9 protein-coding genes are annotated in these 12,040 nt (G+C 61.0%); 6 read left to right on the forward strand and 3 right to left on the reverse strand.

What is annotated here, in order from left to right; all coding sequences use genetic code 11:
• Positions 1 to 689 precede the first annotated feature (689 nt).
• The 5 genes from HD596_RS08750 to HD596_RS60280 all read left to right on the forward strand — a co-directional run bounded on the left by HD596_RS08750 (position 690) and on the right by HD596_RS60280 (position 4,663).
• Positions 690 to 2,630, forward strand: a complete 1,941-nt coding sequence (locus HD596_RS08750; RefSeq protein ID WP_185068780.1) for a DUF6571 family protein — start codon at positions 690 to 692, stop codon at positions 2,628 to 2,630.
• A 35-nt stretch (positions 2,631 to 2,665) separates the two neighbouring features.
• Positions 2,666 to 3,205 carry a hypothetical protein gene (locus tag HD596_RS08755; protein WP_185068781.1) on the forward strand — a complete coding sequence of 180 codons (540 nt, stop codon included), beginning with the start codon at positions 2,666 to 2,668 and terminating at the stop codon, positions 3,203 to 3,205.
• A gap of 3 nt (positions 3,206 to 3,208) precedes the next feature.
• Complete coding sequence (locus HD596_RS08760) at positions 3,209 to 3,508, forward strand: hypothetical protein (protein ID WP_185068782.1); 300 nt, start codon at positions 3,209 to 3,211, stop codon at positions 3,506 to 3,508.
• Positions 3,509 to 3,746: 238 nt separating this feature from the next.
• Positions 3,747 to 4,292 (forward strand): winged helix-turn-helix domain-containing protein, encoded by a 546-nt coding sequence (locus HD596_RS08765; protein ID WP_185068783.1) that lies wholly within the window; start codon positions 3,747 to 3,749, stop codon positions 4,290 to 4,292.
• The gene (locus HD596_RS60280; protein ID WP_246555862.1) at positions 4,289 to 4,663 is read left to right on the forward strand and encodes a transposase; all 375 of its coding nucleotides are present in this window, start codon (positions 4,289 to 4,291) and stop codon (positions 4,661 to 4,663) included. Before HD596_RS08765 ends, HD596_RS60280 begins: the two co-directional genes overlap by 4 nt.
• A 693-nt stretch (positions 4,664 to 5,356) precedes the next feature.
• Here the strand turns inward: HD596_RS60280 and HD596_RS08775 are convergent.
• The 3 genes from HD596_RS08775 to HD596_RS08785 form a co-directional block, all read right to left on the reverse strand.
• Positions 5,357 to 7,582, reverse strand: coding sequence for a S8 family peptidase (locus HD596_RS08775; RefSeq protein ID WP_185068784.1), 2,226 nt, complete (start codon positions 7,580 to 7,582; stop codon positions 5,357 to 5,359).
• Positions 7,583 to 7,877: 295 nt separating this feature from the next.
• Positions 7,878 to 8,855 carry an AAA family ATPase gene (locus tag HD596_RS08780; protein ID WP_185068785.1) on the reverse strand — a complete coding sequence of 326 codons (978 nt, stop codon included), beginning with the start codon at positions 8,853 to 8,855 and terminating at the stop codon, positions 7,878 to 7,880.
• Between the two features lie 1,088 nt (positions 8,856 to 9,943).
• On the reverse strand, positions 9,944 to 10,342 hold the full coding sequence (locus HD596_RS08785) for a hypothetical protein (protein ID WP_185068786.1): 399 nt from the start codon (positions 10,340 to 10,342) through the stop codon (positions 9,944 to 9,946).
• A 382-nt stretch (positions 10,343 to 10,724) separates the two neighbouring features.
• Between HD596_RS08785 and HD596_RS08790 the strand changes: the two genes are divergently transcribed.
• Positions 10,725 to 11,771 (forward strand): DNA cytosine methyltransferase, encoded by a 1,047-nt coding sequence (locus tag HD596_RS08790; RefSeq protein ID WP_221519237.1) that lies wholly within the window; start codon positions 10,725 to 10,727, stop codon positions 11,769 to 11,771.
• Positions 11,772 to 12,040: the final 269 nt, after the last annotated feature.

Raw genomic sequence — 12,040 nt, forward strand, 5'->3', positions numbered from 1 at the left:
CCACCAAGTCCGGCTTCGACCAGATCCTGGCCTGAATCGGGACGCTCCAGTCCCATGACTTGCATTTACTCCTGCCCAGATTGATCCCTTGGGTGGCGCGCAGTAGTCGGCGATCACATCACTAAGGACGCGCTCGGGCACCGACTCGGACACCAACTGGACCAAACTTTCCGCCGAATGCCAGAAAACGGCCACGGATCTACCCCAAGCAGCACGAAAGACTCGTGCGGTACGGGGGCGTGTCCGCCATCAGAGCAGAAGCCCGTCGGGATGGATCACCGATATATCATGAGATTACGGGGATTTTCCAGTCCCGATCAGCCGATCGAGGGCCTCCGATGCGCAGCGGATCGATTCGGCGGAGCGGACGATCCGTGAACTGCATCGGGCCAACGAGATCCTGGAGTAGGTAGCTGCCCGACCGACCCACCACCACATCGAACGAACTCCGACCTGGTGACGACGGTCCACCGGCCCTTGAGCATGGCCCACGCTTTCGGCGGCCGCCTGGAGTGGGATGGATTTCAGATAGCCGTAATCCGGAAGACCCTATCGAGTTGAACCGGTCTTAGGGCAGCGTGCGTACATATCGGCGAACTCCCGCCCATATCAGTCGGGCAGGACACCTCCAGACGGATCCGGATCGGAGATAGCCTGCGCATGTCCTCTGAAGATGCCGGAGCCCGGTTATGACCGAGCCGCCCCTTGAGTTGCAACCCAAGCCGTTCGACAGCCAGTACTCCGGGATCAACCCGGACGTGATGGACCGGTTCGAGCCTCTGTTCTCTCGGGCCGGTGACCTGCTGCGGCGCAACGAGCCTGCGGTGCGGCGTGCTCTGGAAAAGCTGGAGCTGGACGTCTCGGGGCTGCGTGCGATGCGAGAGGCAGAGATCTGGATCCGCGGCAAGGAGCCCGAACTGCGGCGGCGCAATGACACGATCAAGGCGATGAACGACACGTGGAAGCTGTCGCCTGGGAACGGCCTGATCGGACTCGATGAGGAGTTGCACAAGAAGGTCTCCCACGACCCGGATGCGTACGCCGCGGCGATCTTCCTTCGGGAGACCGCGAAGAGTTCCAACGTGAACAAGCAGGCCCTCGCCCAATTGGAGAAACACGGGAAGGACCCGCAGTTCGCTCTCAAACTCCTGAACGCGCTGGGGCCGGAAAAGTTCAACGAAGTGGCCGGCGTAGCCGTGCTCAATGAGGGCGACAAAGACGCGCAGCGCCTGCTGGCTGCCCTCGGCACGGCGTTGGGTGCGGCCAGCGCGCAACTCAGCTCTGAGTGGCGCCAACGGCTGACCGCGAACTTCAAGCTGGGCCCGCATCGGGGACTCGCCCGCGTGCTCACCTATGGGACCTACAACAGCGGGTTCCTACTGGAGGTGGCCAGGAAGCTGGACGCCGCCGAGCGGATCTCCCTCAGCTCCGGCGCTCATCGGCGGCAACCGATGGCGGACGTGATGGCGGCATTGGGGAAGAACCCGCAAGCGGCCCAGGACTTTTTCAACAGCGGCGACACGCTGAAGTACTACACGACCGTGCACCAGTTGGGCGACCGCGGCGAGGCGGTTGGCCAGGCGCTGGAAGCGGCCACGATCAAGTTCCGAGATCACAGCGGGTCAGAGGCCCGCCCATCCTCGGGATACGTGTCGGCAAAACTGGCCTCCTATCTCATTCATCTGGAATATGGGCGGATCAAGGCCGGCGAACCCGCAAAATCACTGGTGGCGCCTCTTTCTTTCGGGCGCATCCTGGCCGCCTACATTCCCGACGTGGCCCGTGTGGCAGCGATGCCAGGCGTCGAGAAGCCAGGCGTGTTCATGGAGGACAATCCCAACCTGCCCGGTCGGGAGGAGTGGGGTGCGCAGTTCGACAAGGGAGAGCTGCGCACCGTTATGGAGGAAGCGTTCAAAGCCGACGACAAGGCCCTCGCGCTTGTCACCGCGGCTCAGACAGCCTGGGCGTCCAGGCTGCTCGACCACGGGGTCGGTGTGCTAGCGGCAAAGCACGGCACCGGGAGTCTGAGTAACGCAGCCCAAGAGGCCGGCGCCGGCTTCGGCCTCATCATGGACGCGGGCAACATCGCCAAGATCGACCTGGCCAAGGACATGGACGAAACGCAGAAGCGCAACGTCAAAGCCCTCCTGGCCGTGGTCAACACCGGACTCGCCTTCCCTCAAACCGGTGCCTGGCCAATCGGATCCACGATCCTAGGGTCGTGGACGGGCATGATCGAGGACAGCGTCAAGGGCACCGCAGAGAAAACCGCTGTGTTCGAGGCCAACACCGCCCTCGAGCAGACTCGAGCGCTCCTCCATCAACTCGGCGCTCAGGCCATGCTCAATCACGGCCTGTACGGCTCGTCCAACCCTCCCGCCAAAACTCATCCGTGGGCCTCCCTCAGCGATCGTCGTCCGGGGGATGATCCGCTCAATGCTCCCAACAACTTCCTCAAGAAGGACGGCCAGCTGATGACTCCGAAAGAGATGAGTGAAGGCACTGGGAAACGGTTGAACGCCTACCAGACCTGGCTTTACCGGCAGACGGAGAACAACCCATGGCTAGAGTTGGGGGTCCAGAGCCGACTCAACGAGGGTTACGATCTCGGCATATCGAAATACAGGTAATCATGCGGAGCTTATTTTTCCGGACGCTAGTGGCCGTGGCCGCGGCGATCGGGATGAGTGCCTGCGCCGGGAAGGCTCCCGAGAAGGTCGACACGTCCCCGCTTTCGACAGCATACGCACCGCCCTTCATCTGCAACTACGTCCCCAAGGCAGCTGTGGAGCAGATGACCGGCGTCCGTGACCCGCTGGCAACCGGCTCACTGAATCCGGCAGTGAAGGATCGACCTGCCATCGGTGCCTGCTCCATCTTCCAGAACAGCGGCGACAAGCCGTCCATCCTCCGCATCACGCTCGACACGGCAGGCTCTCCCGGACAGATCAACGAACAGCTCCAGGACGGCTCAAAGCCCCTACCCCCGATAGTTCCCGACGGAGTCGGTTACTACGTGAAGGACACCAACATGGAGACCCGGGTAGGTTCCGTGTTGGTGCGAGGCAAGGAGCGGCTGGGCATCGAACTCGTGCGTGGCGTCAAAGGCCGCGACAACGAGGCGGACGTAGTGGCGCTGATGAAACTGATAGCCCCCAAACTCATCGTGGGCACGGGCACCCCTCCTCCTGAGACGAAAGACTGAGCCATGACCGAGATGGTCCCCAATCCCCTGCTCCCCGCCTTACAGGAGACCCTGCGCACAATCGAGCCGTTGATCCACGACATGCAGCAAGCGCTCGTCAACCGCGCCAAGGACTTCCACTCCGGCCGCATCTGGACCGGCCCGGTGGCCAAGGACTTCGATGGCGAGCTTGATCGGCACACCGGCCGCGTCAGGTACGCCGGCGACACCATCCTGAACGAACTCCGCCTGCAGATCACCCGCACCGCCGACATGGTCACCGAGAAAGAGGCCCAGCGACTGATCCGCCAATACGACCTGTAACGGCGCGCCTGGCCTCGCTTCGACGGCGCTGCTTGCCCCACGCATCGCAATAAACAAGCGGAATTGCCAATGAACAGGGGTTATACGAAGTTTCCCACCTGTCTTGATGTCTACCACTTGGATCAGTTGTCATCTAAAGGAGGAATCTGCTTCGTCGGGCCCACTACAGCGGTTGAAAGTCTGAGGTAACACGGCGTGGTTGCGTGCTCGTGGCGGGGTTCGGGAGTATGCCGGTGGGATGCGTTATCCGGATGGTGGTGGTCTGACCCCGGCGGCGCGAGCCAAGCGTGAACAGGTCCGCTTGGAAGCTGCCGGGCTGTTCGCCGCTGGCATGTCACCGCCCCAGGTGGCCAAGAGGCTGCGGGTCTCACGCAAGTCGGCCTATGTCTGGCACAAGGCCTGGCGCACGGCAGGGGCCCAGGCGCTGGAGTCGAAGGGGCCGGGTGGGCAGCGCTGCCGGCTCAGCGCTGCGCAGGTGGAGCGGTTGGAGGCCGCGTTGGACGCCGGTCCGGCCGTGTGGGGGTGGAGTGAGGATCAGCGGTGGACGCCGGCGCGGGTCACGGTGCTGGTCGGCCGGTTGTTCCACCTGTCCTACACCCCGCGTGGGATCTCCTATCTGCTGCATCGGATGGGCTGGAGTCCGCAGGTTCCCCAGCGCCGCGCCGCCGAGCGCGACGAAGAGGCGATCGCCACCTGGGTGAAGGACACCTGGCCGCTCGTGGAACAACGGCGCGGGATCAGGACGCGTGGATCTGCTTCGCCGACGAGGCAGGCCAGTCGCTGAGGCCTCCCAAGGCCCGTACCTGGTCCCGCCGTGGATGCACCCCGACCGTCACCGTCTCGGGCAAGGGCTCCGGACGCGTCAACCTGGCCGGGATGATCTGTCTCAAGCCGGGGCAGCGGACTCGGCTGATCTACCGCATGAGGATCTACCGGCGTCGTAAGAACGAACGCAAAGGGTTCAACGAGAGCGACTACGCCCGTCTGCTGGACGCCGCCCATCAGCAGCTCGGTGGGCCGATCGTGCTGATCTGGGACAACGTCAACACCCACGTCGACGCCCTGATGCGCAGCCTGATCGACACGCGCCCGTGGCTGACGGTGTTCTCCTTACCGACCTATGCACCCGAGCTCAATCCCGTGGAGAGCGTGTAGTCGCACCTCAAACATGGCCTGGGCAATCTGGCCCCTGGCACGCTTGACGACCTCGCCGCGGTCATCCGCAGCCGTCTCAAGCAGATGCAGTACCGCCCCAAGCTTTTAGACGCCTTCCTGACACACACCGGCCTGATCACACACCCGAGATCGACATGACACCCTAACTTTCACACTCTGTAGGGGGTAGGTGATTCGATCTTAGACAGATGATCCGTTCCCAGGGGTGGAACCTGGGAACCTCACACCTGTGGTCTCATCACATAGGCAGGGACCCCTCTGCGTGACAGCGGCGGCGACGGCGACCTCCGCCGGCGATCTCGGGTGAGATTCGTGCGAGCAGTTGGGTCAGGCGACTGATTGCAGGGGTGACAGTCTTGCCGGTTAGGCGATCGAGCTGGCGGCAAAGTTCACGTCGCTGGGCGGCGAGGGCACGATGGACCGCGTTTCTAACGATCAAGGGTGACGTCAAGGCAAGTGTCCCTAGAACCGGGGAAAGCTCAGACCGTGACGATCGCCGACTTCGGACCTCGCCATAGGCGGCTGGGGCGATCGGCTGCCGCGGCCCTCCTTCGTCGGGCCTTGCCAGTGGTCAAGGTGGGATCCGTTACAACAAGGACGGTCACCAGTCCTACTCAAAGGCCACCATGGTCTCTGATCGTTGGATCTATTCCTGCGCTCACTGGTCTCAGCTTATGTTTCGACCTGAACGGGTATCTGAATCTTGTTGACGATCGGTGTGTAGATATCCGCCCCAACTTCAGTGAGCAAGGAGACAAGCAAGGCATATCTCACGGGCACATCCACGCGATCACGACGTTTGTTTTGCTTCCACCAACCGCCGACGGGATAGACCGCGATCACTCCGCAACGTGCGAGATCGATCGCATGGCCATTCCAAAGATCTGCGTGGAGGGAACCGGAGTTCCGGGCCCGCCCGAGGAACCACCGATCATCCGTTGTTGATGTGGCCCGGACTCCGCGCTCCTCATCTTCAGCCTCATTGCTAAGCCTTCTATAGAACTGGGCTAGGCTCTCCGTCGGACGAATAACGTCAAACCGGAGGCCATGTGAAGGATAGGCATACTTACCCTGCCATCCCCGGTTCGACGGATTAGGCTCAATAAAGTACGACAGCGTCACACGCATCCGCACTGGAGCATTTTCTAGATCTTGGAGTAGATCCGCAGGCCAGGGCAGAGTATGAACGCGCATGGCCCGCATGGATATACTGCCAGACGATCTCACAAACGGCTTAAACTCGTCTTCAACGATCATCGTCACATCGCCTGCCGCGCTTGCAAGCACACGCTGTTCGGTAGGTACGCCCCATCCATAGCGCTTCAACAAAGCATAACGCTTAGATTTGGGTGAACTCTCCTTAGGAGCCGGAAAGTTTGCCTTCATTGCCGACGTCCATTCCGCCGCATGCACAAGCAAACCGCGAACCGCCTCGGGGGTGAGGCTCGGGTACTTGCTAAGCGCAAGGGCACCTAGCCGCGCCGCCTGTGACGTCGCCGCACTTGTAGCATTTGCTGTGGTGAGGAGGCTGTACGGCCTCCCACTTGCTGTAAGAACCTCGACAACCTCGTGTTGATCAAAGTCACCGGACGGGGTTACGAGAAGATTGCCACCCTCCATCACGATGTCCGGCTTGATAGGGCGGCCCTTCGGCCACATAACCGATGTCCGGCTAAAAGGCGATAGCTCGCCAGACTGCGCGACTACTCCGTAACCCGTATATGCCACGTCAGCGGGCGGATGTACGCGCTCGGTATAGGCACCTACCGTAAGAGCGTTCCATGCCTGCGCGGGATCACTTATCTGCCGCGTATCGCTGACCGCGAGATGGTCGAGGCGCCAGTCACCTCTTGTGACGTTTCCTGCACTTACGAAGAATAACCGGGCCGCCTGAGGGTCTGGCTGTGCAAGAAGTCTGAGTCCTTTAGCGTCGGGAACGACATCTGTCCCAGCTGCTAGTGCATCTATCGCAGATGACCACGACGTCGGTCTCCCGTCGATACCCTTGACATCTCCGGACGTCACAGCCATGGAGTAAACGCGAGGGCGGGTCTGCCCGATTTCCACTCGGGATGTCGCATCCACCATCACTTTGCCATAGAGCTCCGGCTCGTTCTGGCTATCGTGATGTCCTCGTAGGATTTTCACTGATTCAAGCCGATGCGATAGCTTCACAGGCTGAGACCCAGTGAGCGGCTGTTCGAGATCGCCGTACAGGGCGAGGCCCGCCATCTCTGTGCCGTGTGTAGCAGCCGGCGCCGGTGCAGGCGTTGTCCCCTCAATGACGGTGTAGCCATTATCAAAGGATGCCTTCAGGAGGGGATGCTCAGCTTGGACGCCGCAGTCCAACACGCACACCGCCGGAGCTTCAAGCCCTGCCGGCTCCGTCCGGCTCTCTAGATCGCTGATCAGCTCATTTTGAAAATTTCGGTCCAGCCCAAAAAGCTCTTCTGCGAAATCGGGCTTGCGTAGCTCACCCGGGATGGCATTCGTGGTGAGTAGGGCCCCGAGCTCCTCCGCGCTGGCATGTACCAACGTTACGGTCCGATAAGGGAATACCAGGGCCGCTTCGGAAATCTGCCAGCGCAGCTGCTCAGCTATACGCTGAAGTTCCCTAACAGGATCCTGACCTTTCTTGAGCTGCACGAGCCAAACTTCCCACCACCGGCGTTCCGCCGGGTCTGGAAATGGCTCGCTCTCTTGCCACAACTCGTGAAGCATCGATAGACGGAGCTCGTCGATGTTGGCTACTAGAGCCGCATTCCTTGGATTTCCACTTGCGGTGAGTCCGGTGGCGAACTGCTCAAACAGTTCGAGAAATTTCCCCACTGCTTTGAACGGCAACCAGACGAGGGCACGCTCGGGCAGGTCCTCGCTCTTGGGCAGAACCGAGAGCAACTTGGCACCGTGAGCGTCGAGTCGCTCCAGCGCCAAATGATGAGTAGCGGACCAACAAGCAACCGTTAGGACAAAGCCATCACCCCTCACGTCTTCTGGCACAACAGCACGAGCCGAGCGGGCCGCTGCTTCCGCCACATTGAGGTCAGCCTTTAGCTTTGAGGCATGCCCTCGGCGGTCGCCGATCTGCCGAATGCCCCCACCAATCGGCACGCTACGTCCTCTGTATCCAACGTCAGCGCCACCTCCCGGAACGAGCAAATGCGGAAGGTAACGGGACGAAGGGGGAATAGGCTCACCCATTGCGGGTGGCACGACGAGCGTCGAGGGCTGCCCTCAATGCAGCGGACGAGAGTTGATTACCTCCGGCAAGGATCGCATCCTTCGCGGCGGCCTCAGCAGCACGTACGAGTTCAGCGTGGCTGAGTCCGCCAACCTGGTTAGCGAGACCGTCCCAGTCCACTTCATTGATGTTCATCGACCCGAGCCTCCGACGCAGTACCTCGATGGCTTGCTCCGCACTTGGTACATCATAAGTAATGACCGCGTCAAATCTTCGGAAGAGCGCGTTGTCTAGGATTCCAGCATGATTAGTGGCAGCTACCACCAGACTCTCTGGCCTAGCTTCGTCTAGGAAGAGTAGGAAGCTGTTGAGAATGCGTCGAGCTTCGCCGACATCGCCCTCGACTCGGCGTTCAGCGCCGATCGCATCGAACTCATCGAAAAGGTAGACGGCCCGACTCTTGGCCGCGGCGTCGAACACCAAACGAAGCTTGGCTGCTGTCTGCCCCATGAACCGACTTATCAGCCCATCCAAGCGGACAGTAAACAACGGAAGGCTCAGCTCTTGGGCGAGCATCGCCGCGCTCATGCTCTTACCGGTTCCGGGTGGTCCAACCAGCAGCAGCCTGTAGATCGGCGCGAACCCGTGGTTCTCAAGACGTTCCCGCTGACGCTGCTCATGCAGCACACGTCGGAGTTGTTCCCGGACGTGTCTCGCTAGCGTCATGTCAGCGAGACGGATATCTGGGAAGCTCGCAGCCACAAGATCAGCCAATTCGCCGCGAGGTTGTACGACAGGTGTGGGCTCGTATCTGCGAATCGGCTGCGCACGGGCCTCGTCTACAAGATCTCGCAGCTCAGCAGCCAGTCGATTGTGTCCTTGGCGAGCGGACTTTGCAGCCAACTGTAGCGCAACACTATAGAAGGCGTCTTCGTCGCCCTCGGCGTGGGCTCGAACGAGAGCCTTGACATGGTCCGCCGACGCAGTCATGACCTTCCTTCGCGGCTCCGGCACCGGACTGCAATCTCGTGATCCACGAGCACGACCAGCACCCTATCCATGCCCAGCGTGCCAGCTCACGATACTGCTACATCGCGAACGATTCCCAACGATTGCAGCGGACCTCGAGGCCCCCTTAACCTTGTCATTTTAGATTAAATCACACTCGAACAGTCCAACATAGATCACAGTTGCCCAGTGATCTACCGCTTCTGTCGTCCTTCGGCCTTGACAGCCAGATCGAGCACGATCTTCAACGCCGTCCCCCGCTGCACTACCCACTTGCGAACGGTAAGATCGACAACGGTCACGTCTCGTGTACCCGGCTGCGATTGGCACCCCACGCGGAGTAGGGGGCCGACACAGCCATGGCTAGAGTGCTCGCCTCGATGCCGGCGCCCGGGCATCCAGGCCTCCCACGTACCCGACGGTCACATCAGGACATCGGAGATTCGGCGCTTGGCCGCTCCGTCTTGGCCGACGATGCACTTGGCGTGGACGCGACGCGCAACAGCACGTCCACGCCGTGGCCTGCCCACTCGGCGATCTGGGGAGCTGGAAGCCCGCGTTAGGCCAGGTCGAGACGCAGGCGTGCCGAAGGTCGGCCTGGCGGTCAACGGCGAGGCCAACTTCTTTGCTGACAGGGCCGTCCGCCGAGCAGCCCGCCAGGCGTGCCGGTAAGTGATGAATGGAAGCTCTACGCCCTGCACTCTGTAGAAGGCGCGGCCTCCTGGGCCTTCCCAAACTCCGTGAGGTGTGCCCGCAGGATGCGGACCAGCGGAGGAGGAACCGGCACAGTGCGGCTGTGCCCCTCGGCACGGTGCTAAAGCGCGCGCTCCTCCTTGGCGGTACCGGTGTCGGTCCATTCCCCGTCCGGAGTAGGGTGCGACCTTGAGCAGGTGGAAGTCTCCCCAGGCATGCGGGCGGTTCCTCCATCTCGCCGGACTCCGGATTCTTGACGAGCGGTGGAAGGGCGATGTTGTCGCGGCGCAGATTGATGGCCTCCTCGAGGCGTAGGGTGGCGTAGTGCATCAGCGCGAAGAACGCGACGAGGCGTTCACCGCTCGGCCGCTGCGCCTTTACGGCGGCGAGCAGCGCCTGGCCTGGGCATGGTTGACCACCCTTCGCCAGTCCACTTCGTAGGCGCTTGCCGGCGGCTTCCACTTCAGCGTCTTGAGCGGGTTGGCGGGTGGCAGCTTGAGCTCAACTGCGTAGTCCAGGGCGTTATACGGCAGCATCCGGTGTTTGCGCACCGTGTTGGGTGCGACGCGCCGACCGTCCAGCAGTGACGTGGCCGCATCCAGCAGTTCGAGGGCGAGCCCGGGATCGTAGGTGAGCGCCGAGACAGGCTTGGTGTTGTTCGCGATCCACCGCGCCGTGGCGGCCTCCTCGGGTGCCTCCTCGCGTTGCTTCGTGTTGCAGGCCCAGCGGTGCATCGCGGTGCGAGGTTCGCGGTCATCGAGCTTGCCACGCGTCATGCTGTACATGGCTGGTGTGGCGGCAGTGAGGTGCCCACTGCCCATCACTCAGGTCTGAGCCGCGTCACCGCGAAGGAGGCCACGAGGTGTCCGGTTTCGGCTCTTCTTCATCGTTGAACCCACGCCGGAGACCTCACTGCGTTGCAACCAGCGACACGCTGATAACCGACCTCGAGACAGGCCCTAGACCATTGAGTGAGGCTGTAAGGGACGCCGAGATTGCGGCAGCCAACGCGTTCATCCCTGTTCCCGTCCTCCAAGACCTGGGCAGGAGGGTACTGCCGCTGGCAGTCAAGGAGAACTGCGATGATGAGCTCGTGTCGTTATCCCCCACCCGTCGACGAGGCGGGGTGATCTACGCTAAGTTCAGAGTATGGGCGACATGGCAAGGCGCATCTCAGCGATAGATCTCTTCTGCGGAGTGGGCGGGCTGTCGCATGGACTGATGCAGGCCGGGCTGAACGTAGTCGCCGGTTTTGATATAGATCCTCGATGCAAATACCCATTCGAGAAAAATATTGAAGCTCCGTTCATTGAGCAAGATGTCCGAACGGTCTCTAAAGAGCAGCTTGAACTCCTGTGGGAGCCAGGTTCAATACGCCTCTTGGCGGGATGCGCGCCGTGCCAGCCCTTCTCGCCATACAGGCGAGGCATAGATACGTCTTCAGAGCCGCAGTGGTCGCTCCTTGGTGAATTTTCACGACTCGTCAAAGAGTCTCGCCCTGAGCTTGTAACCATGGAAAATGTCCCTCGAATCGCGAGCTCCAAGATCTTCAGGGAGTTTTCCGACTCACTCGAAGAAATTGGTTACGAAGTTTCCTTTAAGAGCTGCTACGGCCCGGAATATGGCCTTCCGCAAGAGCGCCGTCGACTTGTTCTCATTGCGTCGCGTATCGGACACATCAGGGTCCCTGGAGGTAGTCGCAAGCCCGAAGAGTTCACGACGGTGAGAGATGCAATTTCCGGCCTCCCGGCAGTTCATCAAGGGACAACGCATGACCTTGATAGCATGCATAAGGCAAGAGCCTTAAGCCCCCTGAACCTGAAGCGAATCAAAGCATCCAGGCCGGGGGGGACATGGCATGACTGGCCAACAGAGCTGCTATCTCCTTGCCACACCAGACCTTCTGGCGCGACGTTCAAGAACGTCTACGCCCGCATGGAATGGGACAAGCCGTCTCCGACTATCACGACCATGTCGTACAATTTCGGTACTGGAAGGTTCGGCCATCCGGAGCAAGATCGTGCGATTACCCTGCGGGAAGCGGCGATACTTCAAGGGTTTCCAGAAAATTACCAGTTCGTCCAGCCAGGAGAACCTGTGGAGTTCAACCCTATAGGTCGGATGATCGGAAATGCTGTTCCTCCAGCGATCGCACAAGCAGTGGGGAGCGCCCTCCTCGCGGCAGTCAATCAGCAGGCCTGCTAGGGGATTGGCGGATACCGGCCGCAAGCGGTGGCTCTTCCAGGTTTGGATGATCGTCGAAATGGTGGTCATCGAGCCGCAGGAAATCAACCTCTCCAGCAATTCTGCTGCCGACCTGTCTAGGCTGGAGAAAATTGCCTGGGGCACTGACGCAAACAAAGTTTTCGATTGAACGGCTGCAGCTCACCAGCAACATTGTTCCGACGGTTCATGGCCAGAGGAGCCCGTTGTTGGCCCAGCGCATGAGGCCGACAGAGCTGTCTCTAAGTCAA

The sequence above is a fragment of the Nonomuraea jabiensis genome, from assembly GCF_014204795.1.
GTDB classification, from domain to species: domain Bacteria; phylum Actinomycetota; class Actinomycetes; order Streptosporangiales; family Streptosporangiaceae; genus Nonomuraea; species Nonomuraea jabiensis.

Excerpts from the sequence above, each read along its gene's own strand:
- HD596_RS08750 (WP_185068780.1), top strand. The coding sequence starts at position 690 with ATGACCGAGCCGCCCCTTGAGTTGCAACCCAAGCCGTTCGACAGCCAG.
- HD596_RS08790 (WP_221519237.1), top strand. The coding sequence starts at position 10,725 with ATGGCAAGGCGCATCTCAGCGATAGATCTCTTCTGCGGAGTGGGCGGG.
- HD596_RS08785 (WP_185068786.1), bottom strand. The coding sequence starts at position 10,342 with ATGACGCGTGGCAAGCTCGATGACCGCGAACCTCGCACCGCGATGCAC.
- HD596_RS08760 (WP_185068782.1), top strand. The coding sequence starts at position 3,209 with ATGACCGAGATGGTCCCCAATCCCCTGCTCCCCGCCTTACAGGAGACC.
- HD596_RS08765 (WP_185068783.1), top strand. The coding sequence starts at position 3,747 with ATGCGTTATCCGGATGGTGGTGGTCTGACCCCGGCGGCGCGAGCCAAG.
- HD596_RS08780 (WP_185068785.1), bottom strand. The coding sequence starts at position 8,855 with ATGACTGCGTCGGCGGACCATGTCAAGGCTCTCGTTCGAGCCCACGCC.